Source organism: Frankia sp. AgB1.9 (genome assembly GCF_016786355.1).
In the GTDB taxonomy this organism is placed as follows: Bacteria; Actinomycetota; Actinomycetes; order Frankiales; family Frankiaceae; genus Pseudofrankia.
Genome location: NZ_JADWYX010000001.1, coordinates 1 through 17,550 on the forward strand (window position 1 = coordinate 1; position 17,550 = coordinate 17,550).

Annotated in this window: 16 protein-coding genes; 6 read left to right on the forward strand and 10 right to left on the reverse strand. The window is 70.6% G+C overall.

What is annotated here, in order from left to right:
* Nucleotides 1-109 precede the first annotated feature (109 nt).
* The 7 genes from I6A60_RS00005 to I6A60_RS00035 are packed head-to-tail and all read right to left on the reverse strand — an operon-like array spanning nt 110 to nt 7,535.
* Nucleotides 110-1,303 (reverse strand): amidohydrolase family protein, encoded by a 1,194-nt coding sequence (locus tag I6A60_RS00005; protein ID WP_203012753.1) that lies wholly within the window; start codon nt 1,301-1,303, stop codon nt 110-112.
* A 33-nt stretch (nt 1,304-1,336) separates the two neighbouring features.
* The gene (locus tag I6A60_RS00010) at nt 1,337-2,908 is read right to left on the reverse strand and encodes a class I adenylate-forming enzyme family protein (RefSeq protein WP_203012754.1); all 1,572 of its coding nucleotides are present in this window, start codon (nt 2,906-2,908) and stop codon (nt 1,337-1,339) included.
* A complete protein-coding gene (locus I6A60_RS00015; RefSeq protein ID WP_203012755.1) occupies nt 2,905-3,771 on the reverse strand; it encodes a TIGR03620 family F420-dependent LLM class oxidoreductase in 867 nt (288 codons plus the stop codon). The genes I6A60_RS00010 and I6A60_RS00015 overlap by 4 nt, the downstream gene beginning before the upstream one ends.
* The gene (locus I6A60_RS00020) at nt 3,768-4,631 is read right to left on the reverse strand and encodes an amidohydrolase family protein (RefSeq protein ID WP_203012761.1); all 864 of its coding nucleotides are present in this window, start codon (nt 4,629-4,631) and stop codon (nt 3,768-3,770) included. Before I6A60_RS00020 ends, I6A60_RS00015 begins: the two co-directional genes overlap by 4 nt.
* 11 nt (nt 4,632-4,642) lie before the next feature.
* Nucleotides 4,643-5,509, reverse strand: a complete 867-nt coding sequence (locus I6A60_RS00025; RefSeq protein ID WP_203012763.1) for an enoyl-CoA hydratase-related protein — start codon at nt 5,507-5,509, stop codon at nt 4,643-4,645.
* Nucleotides 5,506-6,684, reverse strand: coding sequence for an amidohydrolase family protein (locus I6A60_RS00030; RefSeq protein ID WP_203012777.1), 1,179 nt, complete (start codon nt 6,682-6,684; stop codon nt 5,506-5,508). Before I6A60_RS00030 ends, I6A60_RS00025 begins: the two co-directional genes overlap by 4 nt.
* 17 nt (nt 6,685-6,701) lie before the next feature.
* Entirely contained in the window at nt 6,702-7,535 is an 834-nt protein-coding gene (locus tag I6A60_RS00035; RefSeq protein WP_203012779.1) for an enoyl-CoA hydratase-related protein, read from the reverse strand.
* An 84-nt stretch (nt 7,536-7,619) separates the two neighbouring features.
* Between I6A60_RS00035 and I6A60_RS00040 the strand changes: the two genes are divergently transcribed.
* The 4 genes from I6A60_RS00040 to I6A60_RS00055 all read left to right on the forward strand — a co-directional run bounded on the left by I6A60_RS00040 (nt 7,620) and on the right by I6A60_RS00055 (nt 11,248).
* The gene (locus I6A60_RS00040) at nt 7,620-8,258 is read left to right on the forward strand and encodes a TetR/AcrR family transcriptional regulator (RefSeq protein WP_203012781.1); all 639 of its coding nucleotides are present in this window, start codon (nt 7,620-7,622) and stop codon (nt 8,256-8,258) included.
* 178 nt (nt 8,259-8,436) lie between these two features.
* Nucleotides 8,437-9,399 (forward strand): alpha/beta fold hydrolase, encoded by a 963-nt coding sequence (locus tag I6A60_RS00045; protein WP_238434493.1) that lies wholly within the window; start codon nt 8,437-8,439, stop codon nt 9,397-9,399.
* Between the two features lie 140 nt (nt 9,400-9,539).
* Nucleotides 9,540-10,634, forward strand: coding sequence for an LLM class flavin-dependent oxidoreductase (locus I6A60_RS00050; protein ID WP_255544970.1), 1,095 nt, complete (start codon nt 9,540-9,542; stop codon nt 10,632-10,634).
* Nucleotides 10,634-11,248 (forward strand): class I SAM-dependent methyltransferase, encoded by a 615-nt coding sequence (locus I6A60_RS00055; protein ID WP_203012789.1) that lies wholly within the window; start codon nt 10,634-10,636, stop codon nt 11,246-11,248. The genes I6A60_RS00050 and I6A60_RS00055 overlap by 1 nt, the downstream gene beginning before the upstream one ends.
* Nucleotides 11,249-11,356: 108 nt before the next feature.
* Here the strand turns inward: I6A60_RS00055 and I6A60_RS00060 are convergent, their stop codons facing one another.
* From I6A60_RS00060 to I6A60_RS00070, 3 genes are all read right to left on the reverse strand, one after another.
* Complete coding sequence (locus I6A60_RS00060; protein WP_203012790.1) at nt 11,357-12,625, reverse strand: acyl-CoA dehydrogenase family protein; 1,269 nt, start codon at nt 12,623-12,625, stop codon at nt 11,357-11,359.
* Nucleotides 12,622-13,779 carry an acyl-CoA dehydrogenase family protein gene (locus I6A60_RS00065; RefSeq protein WP_203012791.1) on the reverse strand — a complete coding sequence of 386 codons (1,158 nt, stop codon included), beginning with the start codon at nt 13,777-13,779 and terminating at the stop codon, nt 12,622-12,624. Before I6A60_RS00065 ends, I6A60_RS00060 begins: the two co-directional genes overlap by 4 nt.
* A 69-nt stretch (nt 13,780-13,848) precedes the next feature.
* A complete protein-coding gene (locus I6A60_RS00070) occupies nt 13,849-15,036 on the reverse strand; it encodes an amidohydrolase family protein (RefSeq protein WP_203012792.1) in 1,188 nt (395 codons plus the stop codon).
* Between the two features lie 104 nt (nt 15,037-15,140).
* On the opposite strand from I6A60_RS00070, the gene I6A60_RS00075 reads away from it, so the two are divergent.
* Complete coding sequence (locus I6A60_RS00075) at nt 15,141-15,770, forward strand: TetR/AcrR family transcriptional regulator (RefSeq protein ID WP_203012793.1); 630 nt, start codon at nt 15,141-15,143, stop codon at nt 15,768-15,770.
* Between the two features lie 318 nt (nt 15,771-16,088).
* Nucleotides 16,089-17,360, forward strand: coding sequence for an ABC transporter substrate-binding protein (locus tag I6A60_RS00080; RefSeq protein ID WP_203012794.1), 1,272 nt, complete (start codon nt 16,089-16,091; stop codon nt 17,358-17,360).
* Nucleotides 17,361-17,550: the final 190 nt, after the last annotated feature.

Genomic DNA, 17,550 nt, shown 5'->3' on the forward strand with positions numbered 1-17,550 from the left:
CGCCGGCGGGGACCCGATGCGCGCTGGGGGACCCCCCGCCCGGCCAGAACCGACCCCGCCGTCCGCCGGCTGTGCGGGTGCGGCCCGCCGCACCCGGACAGACGAGGTGTCAGGCGACGTGGAGCAGGGCGGCGAGGTTCCCGCCCATCACCTTCCGGACGTCGTCGTCCGGAAGGCCCTTGAGGTCGTCGACGAAGGTGATCGGGTCGGCGAGGCCTTCGGGGTGCGGCCAGTCCGAACCGAACAGGACACGGTCGGAGCCGATGAGCTCGCACAGCCCGACCGGGTTCTCCTCGTGGAACGGATGCACGAAGATGTTCCGCTTGAACACCGCCACCGGGTCCTCGTCGAACGCGCGGGGCGAGAAGGAATAGGCGAACTCGAGCGCTTCGAGGACGGGGCGGACCCAGTTGCTGCCGTTCTCGATCGGCGCGAACTTCAGGGTGGGGAATCGGGTGCACAGTCCGTGGGCGATCACGGAGGTCATGGTGTCCACGATCGGGCGGGAGAAGTGGCGCATGATCTGGGAGAAGGCCGTGGCGCCCTTGAAGGGCAGCATCTCGCCGTCGCCGATGCCCTCCCATTCGTTCACGTAGCGCTGGTAACCGCTGTCGGAGGCGTGCAGGCCGACGAGGATGTCGGCCTGGGCGACCTTGGCCCAGAACGGGTCGAACTCCGGCAGCGCGAACGACCGCTTGCCGTGCAGGCCGGGCACCGGCGCCGGGCGGATCAGGATGACGCGCGCGCCGCGCTCCAGCACCCAGTCCAGCTCCTTGATGCCTTCCTCGACGATGCCGAGGTTGATGACCGGGGTCGGGAAGATGCGGTTCTGGTAGTTGAAGGTCCAGTCGTCGTGCATCCACTGGTTCAGCGCGTGGATGACGGCGTGCGTCGCCAGCGGGTCGTCGCTGAGCCGTTCCTCCAGCAGGCTCGCGAGCGTGGGCCACATGAGCGCCCCGTCCAGCCCCAGATCGTCCATGATCTTGATGCGCTCGACCGGGTCCCGGAAGCCCGCCAGAGCCCTGATCGGCTTGCCGAGGATCTCCCGGTAGGACTTGCCGTCCTGGTTCCCGCTGCGGAAGTACTCCTCCTGCGCTCCCGGCGCCGCGACGACCTCGAAGGTCGGGTTCGGGATGTAGTCGGAGATGACGTTGCGGATGGCGATCTTGGTGCGGCCGGCGACCTCGACGTACTTGATCAGACCGTCGTACTCGCGGGGCAGATGGCGGGTGAACGAGTCGGTCGTCTCGTACAGGTGGTTGTCGGCGTCGAACACGGGATAGCTGAGCGAGCGGGACGGCATGGCAAGGGGCCTTTCGGTGTGGACGGCGGACTGTCAGCTGTCGGGTGAGAACAGCGCGAGGAGCTCGATCTTTCGGATCTTCCCGGCGGCCGTCATCGGGAAGCCCTCGACGAATCGCCAATGGCTGGGGATCTTGAAGTGCGCCAGGCTTTTGGCCGCGAACAGGGCCAGGTCGTCCGCGGTCGCCGACGTCGGCGAGGTGAGGCGCACGACCGCGGCGACCTCCTCACCCCAGCGGTCGCTGGGCGCGGCGAGGACGGCGACCGCGGCGACCGCGGGATGGCGCAGGAGGACGTCCTCGACCTCGATGGGGTAGACGTTCTCGCCGCCGCGGATTACGACCTCGCGGGCGCGGCCGTGGATGCGGACCACGCCGTGCTCGTCGAGGGAGCCGAGATCGCCGGTGTGCAGGAAGCCCTCCGCGTCCAGGACCTCGTCGGTGGCGGTGAGCATGTCCCAGTAGCCGATCATCGTCAGCGGCGAACGGACCAGGACCTCGCCGACCTCGCCGCAGGCGACGGTGTGGCCGGCCGCGCCGACGATGCGCAGCTCGGTGTACGGGACCGCGAGGCCGACGGTGGTCGCGACGTGGACGGCGTCACCCGCGGGGTCGGACTGGGTGATCATCGGGCACTCCGACTGCGCGTAGGCGACGGAGACTGTCGCCCCGTGGGCCTGGAGCCGTTCGACGAGCGAGGGAGGCACGCTGGTCCCGCCGAGCCCGACCGACCGGATGCCGGCCAGCGCCTCGTCGAAGCCCGGGACGTCCAGCAGCGCGTAGAACATCGTCGGTACGCCGCCGGTGCGGGTCGCGCCCGTCGCGCGCATGAGGGCGACCTGGTTGGCCGGGTGGAAGCGGGACATCGTCACGTAGCTGGCGCCGGAGGCGAGGGCGGCCAGCACGACGACTACCGACCCGCCGACGTGGTGCAACGGCACGGGGTTGAGCCAGACGTCGTGCTCGTCGGCGTGGAAGGTCAGGGCGCGGATGTCCCCGGCGTTGAGCGCGGCTCGGTGGCTGAGGGTCGCGCCCTTGGCCCGGCCGGTGGTGCCCGAGGTGAACTGGATGAGGAACGGGTCGTAGGGCCGGACGTCCGGCGGCTCCCACGCGACCGGCCCCGGCCGGGTGGCGACGGTGTCGAGGTCGACCGTGTCGCACAGCGGGGTACGGCTGACGAGGCCGGCCGCGCGGGCCCGCAGGTCGAGCCCGCGGCTGTCGGAGCCGGCGAACAGCAGCCTTGGCGAGACGAGCGCGAGCGCGTGGGCGACCTCGTCGTCGGTCCACGCGGTGTTGAACGGGGTGAGGATGGTCCCGGCGAGCGCGCTGGCGTACTCGACGATCACCCACTCCGGCCCGTTCGCAGCCCACACGGCGACCCGCTGGCCCGGTCGGGCGCGGCTGGCGATGGCGGCCGCGGCCGCCTCGGCGGCCAGTAACAGCTCGCGGTAGGTGAGCGTCTGGAGGGCGGCGGGATCGTCGTCCACGGCCCAGCTCAACGCCGGACGGTCGGGACGGGCCGCCGCCTGAGCGCGCAGCTGGTCGCCGATCGTGCGGTCGAGCAGCGGTTCGCCGGTCCGGGCGGCGACGCTGACACCTGCGCTCACAGCACCTCCAGACCGGCGGCGACCCGGTCGAGGACCCGCGCCGACGACGGCGGCGGGACGAACTGCAGCGCGACGTGATCGGCGCCGGCGGCGTGCTGCGCGTCGAGGCGGGCGCGCAGTGCGGTCGGCTCGTCCGGGACGACGAGCGCGTCGACGAGGGCGTCGCTCGTCTGCGCGAGGTCGTCCGCGGAGAACCCCCACCGGTGCAGGTTCTGCCGGTAGTTCGGCATCCCCAGGCAGAGCCCGAGGTAGCGGCGCAGGTCGTCGCTCCAGCCGGTACCGGGGTTCCCGACCGCGACCATCTGGGACGGGGCGATCCACGGGCCCGCCCCGACGGCCTCGCGGGCAGCGGCCGTGTGCGCGACCGGGCAGAAGTAGGTGTGCAGGCCGTCGGTGGCCGCGCCGGCGAGCTCGACCATCTTCGGGCCGAGCGCGCCGAGGAACCGTGGCGGTAGGGCCCTGGTCCCGGCGACGGCGTCCATGGCGCCGAGGTAGTCGCGCATGGCGGTCAGCGGTTTGGCGTAGGTGCCGCCGCGGCTCTCGGCGAGGTGGCGGTGGCTGGCGCCGAGCCCGAGGGCGAACCGCCCGGGGAAGGCCTCGTGCAGCGTCGACGCGGCCGCGACCATCGCCTCCGGGTCGCGGGCGTGGATCGTGGCGACCCCGAGTGCGACGGTGAGCCGGTCGGTGGCCTGCAGGTACAGCGCGGCGCGGATGAACGGGTCGACGCCGCTGTACTCCTGCAGCCAGATCGTCGTCAGACCGGCCGCCTCGATGTCGCGGACGGCGCTGATCGCCTCGGCGGGAGCCATCCGGTCGAGGAAGCCGGCCCACAGGCCGACGCCGGTCGGCGGGGTGCCGCTCATGCCGCCACCCCGTAGCCCAGCACCTTCGCCGCGTTGTGCCGCAGGAACTTCGGCCAGACCTCGTCGCGGAACGGGACGTCGTCGAGCTCGGCGAAGGTCCGTTCCAGCTCGATGCCGAACGGATAGTAGCCGCCGTAGATGATTTTGCCGGCGCCGCGGGTGTTCGCGTAGTCGATGATCGCCTGGGGGTAGTGCCTCGGGACGAACGCGGTGGTCGAGTAGTACAGGTTCGGCCACTTGAGCATCAGCTTGACCGCGAGGTCGGTCCAGGGCTCGGCGCCGTGGCGCATCACGAACACCAGGTCGGGGAAGTCGTAGCAGACCTGGTCGATGAGCTCTACGTGCTGCGGTCCCATCGGGACGCGCGGGCCGGGAACCCCGACGGAGACGAACACGGGTAGCCCGAGCTCGACGCAGGTCGCGTAGATCGGGTAGGCGTGCCGGTCGTCGATCGGCACCTGTGGTGCGACTCCCGACGGGAACAGCGTCACGGCGCGCAGGCCGTACTCGTCGACCGCCTGGCGGATCGCGCGGATCGATCCCATGATGTCGTTCGGGTCGACCCCGAGAGATCCCGCGAAGCGCCCGGGGTGCTTCGCCAGCGCGGTCCTCGCCGTCTCACTGGTGGCGTTGACCAGCGCGGTCTCGATGCCGTGGGCGTCCATCTTCGCGAGCGTCTCGTCGATGGCCTGGTCGTCCGGGACGTCGTCGGGACGGTTGGCCGGCATCCCCTTGAACATGTAGCCGATGGTGTTGTCCGCGCGCCCGCTGTCGCGCAGCCCGGCGATGTGCGGGATGTTGCTGGTGGACCGGAAGCCCATCAGGGTGTCGATCACCTTGACGTCGCGTGGTCGAGTCATCCGTCGGTTGCCTATCTCGTCTCGTCGGCTTCGGGAAGCGTGAACCGGGCGTGTGCTGGGTCGAGGCCGCCGAACGCTGGTGGACGTCGCTCACGCCAGCTGCGGACGCCTTCGGCGAAGTCCGGCGACGCCAGCGCCTCCTCCATCCAGGCGTCGGCGCGGCTGACCGCGGCGGGCAGCGTGGCGGTCAGGTCGGTGTAGGTCTGGCGCTTGACGACACCCATCGCGGCCGGCGAGCAGGTGGCGGCCAGTCCCGCCGCGTAGTCCTGCGCCGCGGCCAGCAGCTCGCCGTCCTCGACGACCCGGTTGACCAGGCCCAGCCGCTCGGCTTCGGCGGCGCGGACCAGCCGGCCGGACAGCAGCAGGTCGTTGGCGATCCCGAGCCCGACGATCCGCGGCAGCAGCCAGCTCATCCCGAGCTCGGCGATCAGCCCGCGGCGCACGAACGCGGTGGCGAACTTCGTCGACGATCCGGCGAACCGGACGTCGCAGAACAGAGCCAGCTGCATCCCGACGCCGAAGCAGGCCCCGTTGACCGCCGCCACGACCGGCTTCGCGATCGTCATCGCCGCCCAGTACGTAGGCCGAGCCGCGTCGATCTCGTAGGAACCGGCATCCGCCATGTTGTCGAGGCCGCCGCCGTCGGCGCCGACACAGAAGTCAGGACCGGCGCCGGTCACGACGAGGGCTCGCACCGCGGGGTCGGTCGCCAGCTGGTCGAGCGCGGCGAAGAACATCCGGCCCAGTGCGGGCGTCCAGCCGTTGCCCGGCGGCCGGGCCAGGCTGACCGTGGCGACACTGCGGGCGATCTCGACCTCGACGGTCCCGTCCTGCGCCCACGGTGGACCGCTCGTGGTGGCCGGCTGGGGCGCGGTCACAGGTTGAGGAGCGCGACGGAGTTGTCGCGCATGATCCGGCGGCGGGTCTCGGTGTCGAGCCCTTCGATCTCCTTCTCGAACTGCAGCGGCTCGGCCAGGCCTTCGGCGTGCGGCCAGTCCGACCCGAACAGGACGTGGTCGGCGCCGACCAGGTCGATGAGCTCGCCGATGTCGTCCTCGTAGTACGGCGCGACCCAGACGTGCTCCCTGAAAGCCTCGACCGGGTCGCCGCTGAAGCTCTCCGGGGACTGGTTGGCGTACTTCTTCAGGAGCCGCAGCAGCGGCTTCACCCAGGCGGCGCCGTTCTCGATGCTGACCGCCCGCAGCCTCTGATGCCGGGCGAACACGCCGTCCACGACGAGGCTCGCCATCGTGTCCTGGATCGCCCGGTCACCGACCACGATCTTCGCGAGGACGTTCGTCTTCCCGAACGCCTCCAGGGTCGCCGAGCCGCCCCACATCGCCGACATCTTGTGGTACCCGCTGTCGCCCAGATGGAAGGCCACCGGCACGTCGGCCTCGGCGAGCCGCGCCCACACCGGATCATGGGACGGATGGCCCAGCGAGCGCCCGTTCGCCCCGGAACCCGGCGACGGAACGGGAGCCGGGCGGACATGGACGATCCGTGCTCCAAGGGCCAGTACGCGGTCGACCTCGGCGACGGCGCCGTCCGGGTCGGCCAGGGAGATCAGCGGGACGGCGAACAGGCGGTCCTGGTAGGAGTAGCCCCAGTCGTCCTCCAGCCAGCGGTTGAACGCGTGCAACGACGCCATCGTCGCCGGGACGTCGTCACGCAGCGCCTCCTCCACGCCGACTCCCAGGGTCGGGTAGAGCACCGCGCCGGCCAGGCCCTGCTCGTCGAGCCGATGGATCCGCTGGTCACGGTCCTGGTACTCGGCCGCGAGCGGTTCGAGCTCCATGAGGGTCTTGCGGCTGACGCCGTCGGGCATGACGCCACGGAAATAGAGGTCGAGGCAGCCGGGCTTGGTGACCGGGTTGAAGGTCGGGTTCGGGATGAACTGGCTGATCCGGCCGCCCATCACGACCACGGCGCGCTTGCCCTTCTGCAGGACCTGCACGCCCCGCTGGGCGAAGGCCGGGTCGAGATGGCGGGTGAACGCGTCGAGCGGCTCGTAGTAGTGGTTGTCGGCGTCGATGGGACGCGCGTCGGTCACGGCGGTTCGTCCTTCCATCACGGGATCGGCCGGAGGTCCTCGAAGACCGGGGAGCGGCGTTCCTGTTGGGCGCTCAGGCTCTCCAGGCAGTCGTCCGGGTGGTACATGCCGGCCTGCCAGAGGGCGACGAGGTCGAGCCCGTCGTCGACGGCGTGGTCGCGCGCATGGTTGAGAGAGTGCTTCGAGCCCCATACCGCCAACGGGCTCTTCGCGGCGATCTCGCGCGCGATCTCCGACACGCCGTCGAGAAGTGCCTCATGGTCGTCGAACACGGCATTGACGAAACCGACGGACTCCGCCCGGGCGGCGGGCAGCCGCATCCCGCGGTAGGCCATCTCGCGGGCGATGCCCTCCGGCATCACCTTCGGCAGCCGCTGGAGCTGCCCGACCTCGGCCGTGATGCCGAGGTTGGTCTCCTGGACGAGGAAGAAGGCGTCCCGGGTGGCGTAGCGCAGGTCACAGGCCGCGACCAGGCCGAGCCCGGCACCGACGCAGCCGCCCTGCACGGCGGCGATCACCGGAACGCGGGCCCGCTCCAACGCGGTGAACGTCGCCTGCAGCGACCGGATGCCCTGGTAGAGCACGGCGCGTTTGCGGCCGGGCTCGTCCCCGCCGCCCTGCGCGCGGAACATCCCGCCGTCGAAGACGCCGAGATCGAGACCGGCGCAGAAGTGCCGCCCGGTCGAGGACAGCACGATGACCCGGGCGCTGGCCTGCCGGTCGATGTCCTCGACCAGCGTCCGCAGCTCCGCCCAGAACGCCGGGACCAGCGAGTTCTTCTGCTCGGGCCGGTTCAGTCGCAGGTGCGCGACGGAGCCGTCGAAGCGGACGTCGAAGCAGGTCAGGGTCATGCCGCGGACTCCTTGCGCTCGGCGAGCCTGCCACACTGTTCCGGATTTTCTAGATCATTCTGGATAACACCTTAGAATTCTGTCATGGAGAACGCAATCGGTCGGCCGAGCCGGGTCGCGGCCCGCATCGCGGCGCAGACCGCAGCCGAACGTCGCCGGCCGGACTACGCGGGCGAGGTGTCCGCGCTGATCGAGGCGGGCCGGAAGGTCATCGAGGCGACCGGGACCACGGCGAAGGCCCGTGTCGCCGACATCGTCGCGCTGGCCGGGCTGTCGAACGACGCGTTCTACCGGCACTTCCCGTCGAAGGACGCGCTGGTGGCGGCGCTCATCGAGGACGGCGCCGAGCGCGTCGCCGTGGCTCTCGACCGCCGGATGGCGCGGGAGCCCACGGTCGAGGGCAAGATCCGGGTCTGGGTCGACGGGACGCTCGCCCAGGCCGACGAGTCTCCGGCGGCGCGGACCACCGCGGTCCTGTGGAACAGCAGCACCCTCAACTCGTCGATCCCCACCGGCGACCACGCCGCGACGGCCCCGTTCGCCGAGCTGCTGCACGAGCCGTTCGCGACGCTCGGCAGCGCCACCCCCGAGCTCGACGCCGAACTCGTCACCCATGCCGTCCTCGGACGGTTGAGCGGTCATCTGAGGGCGCACACGCGGGCGACCCCCGAGGAGAAGGACCGCCTCCTGCGGTTCTGCCTGGCGACGCCGACGACCGCCTAGCCGACGGGATCGGGCGCCGCCCCGGCCGACACCGCTACTTGCCATGATCGCCCCGCTTGGAGATGGGGTCGTGTCCCGGACGGGCACCTTTACCGGGTCGGCTGGACCTGTCAGCTTGGGAGGGGTGCGGGCGCTGATCAGGTACTGTGCGACGCCGGCCGGCCGCGTCGCCTATTCGATGACGGGTTCGGGTCCGGCCTTGTTGTGCGACTCGGGCTGGATCACCCATCTTCGCGGTCAGCTGGACCTGTTTTCTTTCGGTGCGTTTGTGGAGGGCCTGGCGCAGCATTTCTCGGTGATTCGTTTCGACAAGCCCGGATGCGGCCTGTCGGACCGGGACGGCGTCGATCTTTCGTTCGACGGGCAGGTCGCCGCGGCGCTGGCGGTCGCCGACGCGGCCGGCGCACGCCGCTTCCGACTGTTCGGCGCCTCGCAGGGGGGCCAGCTCGCCGCCGCGATCGCGGCGGGGCACCCGGAACGCGTCGAGGCGATGGTGGTCTACGGAATGTGCGCCAGCGGCCGGGATCTGGCCCCGGCCGACGTCAGGACCTCGGTCGTGGCGCTGGTGAGGGCGCACTGGGGGATGGGGCTCCAAGCGCTGGCGCGTGCGTTCGTGGCCGATCCCACCGCTGACGATGTGGCGGCTTTCGCCCGGTTCCAGCAGGCGAGTGCCACCGCGGCGGCAGCCGCCCGGCTGCTGGAGGTCTACTACGACACGGACATCCGAGCGCTACTTGCGGCGGTGCGGACGCCGACCGCGGTCCTGCACCGCGAAGACGACCGAGGGACCGGGTTCGAGCTGGGCCGCGAGGTCGCCGCGCTTGTTCCCGGCGCGGTCTTGGTTCCGCTGCCGGGCTCCAGCCACCTCTACTACCACGGTGACTGGGCGGCGGTCCTGGACGCGGTACTCGCGTTTCTGAGGCAGCCCTCGCGCGGTGGGCAACGGCTGACCGTCCGCGAGTTCGAGGTGGCCGAGCTGGTCACCGAAGGTCTCACCAACCACGCGATCGCCGGGCGGCTGTCGGTCGCGCCGCGAACGGTCGAGACGCACGTGGAGAACATCCGTCGCAAGCTGCAGGTCAGTTCCCGGGCCCAGATCGCGGCCTGGACCACCGAACAGCGGCTACGCCAGAGCTTCTGACGGATCGGTCGAACGCCCGATGCCAGCGCCCGTCGACCGGCCCAGGACCGGAATGGAGTGGTTCCGTACCGGTAGTTCACCCGATGGTTGGCCCGGTGCCGCGGTCCTAACGTCAAACCCATGTTCCATGCATCGGCGCACTGCGGCGCCCACGTCCCGCACTTGGCCGCTTCGGAGGCGTCATGACCGTCCGGCGCGGCGTGGGGCTCACACCGATGGAGACCCGGCGGGATGTCATCGTCAAGGCCGCGGTGCTGGCCGAGGAACTGGGCTACGAGGCCTTCGCGGTACCCGAGGGATGGGGGCTGGACTCCACCCCGATCGTGACCGAGATCGCGCTGCGTACCAGCCGGATCCGGCTCGCGTCGGGCGTCCTGTCCGTGTGGGGGCGCAGCCCGGCGACGTTGGCGATGACCGCCGCCACCCTGCAGGAGGTCTCCGCGGGTCGGTATGTGCTGGGCCTCGGTGCCAGCACGAAGGCGCTGGCCGAAGGGTTTCACGACACGCCGTTCGAGCATCCGGCCGCCAAGCTGCGCGACGTCGTCACCCAGGTTCGCGCGCTGCTCGCCGGTGAGCCGGCCCAGCTGTACCGCCTCCCGGGCGCGCACCCGCTTCGACTGGGCCAGCGGCCGGCCGCCGAGGTGCCCATCTGGGTCGCGGCGCTCGGCCCGCGTACGACCGAGGTGGCCGCGCAGGTCGGCGACGGCTGGATCCCCGCGCTGATGGCCCGGGATCACCTCGCCGCGTCGGCGGACCGGCTCCACCGGCTACGCGCGGCCACCGCTCCCGACCGGCCCGCTCTCACCGTGGCGGCCGGACCGATCACCGTCGCCGACGAGAACCCCGAGACCGCGCGGGCCATCGCCGCCGCCTGTACTGCCTGGTACCTGACGGCGATGGGCGGTGTCTACGCCCAGTCGGTGTCAAACCAGGGCTTCGCCACCCAGGTTGCCGCGATCGTGGCGGCCAATCCGCGGCCGAGCCCGCGCCGCGGCACGATCCCGCCCGCCGCGTCCCCCGTGCTCGACCAACTCGCCGCATACGGGACCGGCGACCAGGTCGGCGAGCAGCTCAAGGCGTGGGACCAGGCGGCCGACAGTGTCACCATCCTGCTGCCACCCGGCCTGCCGTGGCCCACGATCGAGTCCACGCTCGTAGCCGCGGCCCCGCCGACCGGCCCGGACACCGCCCGGCCTGCCCCTCGTTCCGCGCGGGTTTTCGCTGAGGAGACGTGATGGGCTTCTACGACGACCAGGTGGTGCCCCGCCTTACCGATGTAGCCCTCGGCCGGCCGATGGAGGAGACCAGGGCCCAGGTGACGGCCGGGCTGGCCGGCGAGGTGTTGGAGATCGGTTTTGGCTCGGGACGCAATCTTCCGCATCTTCCGGCGGCCGTGACTCGCCTGCTCGTGGTCGAGCCCGCCGCCGTCGGACGCACCCTCGCGGCGCCGCGCATCGCCGCGGCACCCTTCCCGGTCGAGTTCGTCGGCGACGACGGCCAGGCGCTGCCCGTCGCGGACGCGTCGGTCGACCACGTGCTCTCGACCTGGACGCTGTGCACCATCCCCGACGCCGAACAGGCGCTGCGCGAGATCTACCGAGTGCTGCGGCCCGGCGGCACGATGCACTTCACCGAGCATGGCCGCTCGCCCAGACCACGAGTCGCCCGCTGGCAGGACCGGCTCACCCCCGCCTGGGGCCGAATCGCCGGAGGCTGCCACCTCAACCGTCGGATCGACGATCTGGTGCAGAAGTCCGGACTGATCCTGAAGTCGGTCCAGACGTATCCGATGGAGGGGACAGCGCTGCTCGGCTTCGCCTACGAGGGCATCGCGTCGAAACCGGACTGACAGCCCCCGAGCCCGGCCGCGGGGCTGGATGACCGTGCGCTGCCATGCGGCCCCGCGACCCGGGCTGGATTTCCGCTGCCGACCGGCTCGCCCGACGCCTGACCCGGCCTATGACCCGTGGCGCACGTCCCGGAAGGGGACCCCGCGGTCGAGGGAGGTCTCGCGGGGCATGCCGAGGACGCGTTCGGCGATGGCGTTGCGGGCCATCTCGGTGGTGCCGCCCGCGATGCTCATCAGCTGGCGGACCAGGTAGCTCGTACCCTGGTCGCCCAGCAACTGCCCGGCGTCGTCGTCCAGGGAGGCGGCGACGGCGTCGGGGCCGGCGAGCTCGAAGCCGATCGTAGAGAAGCGCCCCGCGGCCACGCCGTGCATCAGCCGGCTGAGGGAGGCGAACTGGTCGGAGGCCCCGCCGGTGGCGATCGCGGTGTGAACTCGGTGATCGAGCTCGCGCATCGCGACGCTCAGCGCGTGTGCCTCCCCGATGAGGTCCCGAGCGGCCGGGTCGTCCAGCCTGCCGGCGACCTCGGCCAGGTGCATCAGCCCGGCGGCCGGCCCGTCGACGGCCTGGCCACCCGCCGTGGCGGTGGGGTGCAGGGTGAGCGGCGACGAGTGGAAGGTGCGCTCGTAGAACAGCCATCGGGTGGCCACGGTCCAGCCGTCGTCGACGCCGCCGACGCGGGCGCTGTCCGGGACGACGACGTCGGTGAGGTACTCCTGGCAGAACTCCCGGTTGCCATTGATCATTTCGATGCGGGAGACCTCGATGCCCGCCTGGTGGATCGGCAGCATGAAGACGCTGAGGCCGCGGTGCTTCGGCACGTCCCAGTTGGTCCGGGCCAGGCACAGACCCCAGTCGGACCACCAGGCGCCCGTCGTCCAGATCTTCGATCCGTTGAGCACCCAGTCGTCGCCCTGGCGCACCGCGCTCGTGCGCACGCCCGCCAGGTCCGACCCCGAGCCGGGTTCCGAGAGGAACTGCATCCACAGCTCGTCGCCGCGCAGGATCGCGGGTATGTGGGCCAGCTTCTGCTCTTGCGTGCCGAACTCCAGGATCACCGCGGCGCAGGGGGTCATCGTGGGTACCTGGAACCGCCAGGGATAGCGGTAACCAGCGAGCTCCTCGTCGAACACGGCGGCGTGCGCGGGAGTGAGGCCGAGGCCGCCGTACTGCTTGGGGAAGCAGATCCCGGCGAAGCCGCCGTCGAACAACAGCCGCTGCAGCCGTCGTTCCTCGGCAACCTCGGCCAGCTCCTCCTCGTCGGAGCGGGTCGCCATCTGCCGCACCCCGCCCGCCGGAACGGTGGGCATGTTCTCGCGCAGCCAGCCGCGGGCCCGCAGCCGGAACTCCTCGATCGGTTCGAGCTCGCCGGTGCTCATCGGTCCGTCGCCTTCCGCTCGTGGTTGCGCCGTTCGAGGAGGTCCGTCAGCCGCAGCCGATGCTCGCGGGGCGTCCCGATCAGCGCGCGTCCCAGCGCGACCCGGCGCAGGGAGAAGTGCAGGTCGTGCTCGAACGTGAGGCCGATACCGCCGTGCATCTGGACGCAGTCCTGACACAGCTCCGGACCGTGGTCACCGATGTAGGACTTCGCGACGCTGGCGAGCTCGGTGGCCCGGTCCGTGTCGTCGCCCGCGACGGCCTCGGTCGCGGCGTCGACGAGCGCGTTACTGGTCTCCAGCCACATCTTCATGTCGGCGAACCGGTGTTTGAGCGCCTGGTACGAGGCCAGCGGCCGGCCGAAGGAGTACCGGTCCGCGGCCCAGGCGACGGTCAGCTCGAAGGCCCGGTCCATCGCCCCGGCCATCTCGGCCACCTGAATGACCAACGCCTCGCGTAGCTGCCGCTCCGCCTCTGCGGCCGCGTGACCGGGCTCGCCGAGAACCGCCGTCGCCGGCACCTGAACCCCGTCGAAGGCGACCCGGGCGAAACGGCGGGTCACATCGATCGACCGCAGCTGGGTGACCGTCACTCCGTCCTGCGCGGCGGGCACGAGCAGTTGCACCAGGCCGCCCTCGGCTCGCGCGGTCACCAGGAACAGGTCGGCCTGCGCGCCGTGCTCGACGGGGGACTTGACTCCGGAGAGCACCCATCCGGCGCCCGACCGCTCGGCGACGGCGCCGATGTCGCCCAGCCCGCCATGCGGACGCGGCTCGCTCCAGCACCACGAGGCGACCGCCTCGCCGGCGCACAACGCTCCCAGCGCCTCGGTCGCCGACTCCCCGCCGACGCGTGACAACGCGGAGGCCACGACGTTCGTCGACAGCAGCGGGCCAGGGGCCGCCGCCCGGCCGAACTCGTGAGCCAGGAGCGCCAGATCGGCGAGTCCGTTGCCGCTGATGCTTCCGCCACCGTGCTCCTCGGCCACCAGCATCGAGGTCCAGCCCAGCTCGGCGCCGGTCTTCCAGTAGCCCGGCTCGTAGCCCTCCGGCGTGTCCCGAAGCTCGCGCAACACGCTGGTCGGTACCGCGTCCTGCAGGAACCTCCGGGTCGTCCCGACGAAAAGCTCCTCGTCAGCCGTCAGGCCTGACTTCACGTCTCTTCCTCTCCACGTCCATCAGGCAGCCAGTTCCGCCAGGATGCGCCCCGCAGGCGAGCGCGGGCGTCAGACGGAGACGCTGACACCCATGAGACGGGCGAGGTTCCCACCCATGATCTTGCGGATGGTCTCCTCGGGCGCCCCTTCGAGCTCCTTGAGGTAGCTGACCGGGCTGGCCAGGCCCTCGGGGTGCGGGTAGTCCGAGCCGAAGAGCACGTTGTCCGCCCCGATCATCTCGGCGAGCGCGGGCAGGTCGTCCTCCCAGAACGGGCTGACGTGGACGTTGCGCCTGAAGACCTCGATCGGGTTCTCCAGGAACGTCTGCGGCATCTTCTTGTAGGCGTTCTTCAGCGACTTCAGCAGCGGTTCGACCCAACTGCTGCCGTTCTCGATGACGGCGATCTTCAGCGCCGGGAAGCGCGACAGCGCACCGTGGCAGATCAGCGACGCCACCGAGTCCTCGATCGGGCGCCACAACCCGATCAGCCCGAACGCGCTCTGGTTCGCGAACGGGGTGTACTCGTTGTTGATGCCGATCCAGTCATCGACGTAGCGCTGGTAGCCGCTGTCGGAGGAGTGCATCGCGACGAGGACGTCGTGCTGGACGACCCGCTCCCAGAAGGGGTCGAACTCCGGCAGGCCGAACGACCGCGAGCCACGGATGTCCGGCACCGGCGCCGGCCGGATCAGGACGACCTTCGCGCCGCGCTCGACCACCCAGTCCAGCTCCGCGATCGCCTTCTCGACGTTGGGAAGCGTGATCACCGGAGTGCTGAAGATCCGGTCCAGGCCGTTGTAGTTGAACTGCCACGTCTCGTACATCCACTCGTTGAGCGCGTGGATAACCGCGTGCATCGCGCCGACGTCGTCGCGCAGCCGCTCCTCGACGAGGCTGGCCAGGGTCGGGAACATCAGCGCGCGGTCCAGCCCCTGCTCATCCATGAGCTCGATCCGGGCGGCCGGCTCCTGGAAGGCCGGGAGGGAGCGCATCGGCTTGCCGACGATCTCGCGGTAGCTCCGGCCCTCGGGGTTGCCCTTGCGGTAGTAGTCCTCCTGCGCCCCGGGCCTGGCGACCACCGCGAAGGTCGGGTTCGGGATGTAGTCGCTGATCTGGCCCTTGACCGCGATCTTGGTGCGACCGTTCACCTCGACGAACGTGATGACGCTCTTGTAGCGCTCCGGCAGGAACTTCGTGAGCGCGTCGGCGGTCTCGTAGAAGTGGTTGTCGCAGTCGAAGACGGAGTACTCAGCCATGGGCCGATGATACGGCCAACGGTAACCTTACCGTCAACTGTAACGACTGTGCTCGGTAAAGTTACCGTGGGCTGCAGTCATGCTTGAGACGGTAGGTTTACAGCATGAGCGAGCTGACTTTGCGGGACCGGACCCGCGCGAAGCGGCGCGCGGCAGTCGTGCGCAGCGCCCTGCGGCTCTTCGCGGAGCAGGGCTACGAGTCGACGCCCATCGCCCAGATCGCCGACGACGCGGAGGTTTCCCCCCGCACCGTGTCGTTGTACTTCGCCTCCAAGCGTGACCTCGCGCTCGCCTACCAGGCCGACGCCGCCAAGCGGTTCAACGAAACCCTGGCCGAGCGCGAGGACGGCGACACGACGCTGGACGTCTTCCGCCGCTGGCTGGAGGACGAGATCGGCACCCATGGCGAGGTACGCAGCCTGCATCGCGCCATGGTTCGGGCCAATCCGACGCTGCGCGGCGCCCAGAGCGCCGAGAGCCTGGAAGGGCGGCGGGGCACTGTCCTCTCGCTCGCGCGGGACCTCGGCCGGTCGCCCGACGACGTCGTGGTCGCGCTGGTCGGCGGCGCGATGGACGGGGTGCTCGGCGCCCTGAGCGAGATCCGGCCGGACGAGGTCGATCCGCGCGAGGCGCTGGAGGTCGCCGAGCGCATGCTGCTCGCGCTGACGGACTCCGCGCGGGCCGAGACCGGCGACCGAGCCGGGCGAAAGAAGCCCTCCCCGCGCGAGAGATGACCGCCGCCGGCCCGCCTCGCCGCCGGGCCTTGCCGGCCCGGCTGGCCGCGTGTTACACATTGCGTCCAGCATCACTTAGGCGACTGCCAAACGACGCGACGTAAAGGGACACGGCGTGCGGGGCGGTCCGGGTCGTTGTGCCGCGCGAACCGCGCCGCTGAGTCAGCGACGTCGCGACGCCATGACGTCGCAGGCCCGCTGGGCCGCCCGGGACCACGCCGCTCCGTGCCGCCCGGCTCGCGGCTCGGCCAGACCGGATCCAGCCCTGAACCGAGACCGCGAAGAGATCATTCGCGCAACGATGGGAGGCACGACTTCATGGACCTGCCTCGATTACCTGGCCGCACGGTCACCGTCGCTCTTGCCGCAGTGACCGCGATCGTGTCCACTGTGCTCGCCGGGTGCGGTGGGTCGTCTGTCGCGGCCAACCAGACCGTGAACCACTGCACCACGCAGGGCCCGGGCGTGACGGCGAACGCCATCAAGATCGGCCTGATCCAGCCCGACACCGGCCCCGCCGAGATCGCGGACATGTTCGGCGGGTCGCGCAGCGCGGTCCAGGCCCGGGTCGACCTGCAGAACGCCCACGGTGGTGTCAACGGCCGCAGGATCGACCTGGTCTGGGGTGACGACCAGACCACCCCGTCAGGATTCTCGCTGGCGGCGCATGACCTCGTCGACACCCAGCAGGTCTTCGGCCTGGTCGCGCTGACGGTGGTCCTCGACGGCGCGGCGACCTGGTTGCAGTCGAAGAACGTCCCCGTCACCGGGTTCGCCTCCAGCGCGGACTGGAGCGATTTCCCCAACGTCTTCCACTTCGGCAACCTCTTCAACAAGGGCATCGTCTCGACGTACGGCGACTATGTGAAGGCCGAGGGCGGCACGAAAGCCGTCATCGTCATCGACCCGAGCGCGGCGACGTCGCCAAACCTGATCGCGGCGCTTGCCGCCAGTCTGCAGAGCCGCGGCGTCCAGGTGGTCGACCAGGTCAAGTTCACCCACGGAATGAGCAGCGCCGCGAACATCGCCCAGGAACTGCAACAGTCGGGAGCCGACGCGCTGGTCGGCACCGCGCAGGGCGCCGACTTCGTCGACATCTACTCCCAGGCGATGAGCCTCGGTATCCCGATCAAGGTCGCTCTCAACGCCGGCGGTTTCAGCGCCTCCCTCCTCACGACCTTCGGCGCCAAGATGGCCGGGCTGTCGACCATCTCGACCTTCGCGGCCCCGACCTCCCCCGCGATGAAGACCTACAGCAACGCGATGGCCACCTATTCACCCGAGCTTAGAGACCCGAGCGACGAGATCGCGATCGCGTCCTACGTCGCGGCCGACGAGATGATCAAGGGTCTTCAGTTGGCGGGCCCCTGTCCGACCCGTGCCGCGTTCGTCGACAGGCTTCGCCAGGTCACGGACTTCACCGGCAGCGGCCTGATGCCCCCCGTTGACCTCTCCAAGCCCAAAGAGCCCCAGCTCTGCGAGAACTTCGTCAAGGCCGACCCCACGGGCCACAGCTTCGCCGTGGTCGCCCCGCCGGCAGCCCTCGAACACGACGGATTCTGGTGCGGCCAGGTCGTCCCAGGCCAATAGCCAGGCTCGGTGGGTCTCCCGTTGCCGGGGGAGGCCCACTGCCGCAGGCCGGCCGAGGGCCAGCAACGCACGCGACAGCGCGGTCGGCGCAGAGCAGGACAGGCAGGAGGCCGCCGGCCGCCTGCTGGGAGGTGCCAGGGGTGCACCGAGACCCAACTGTTTCGTGATCTACTGGCGCAAAATGTCCTGG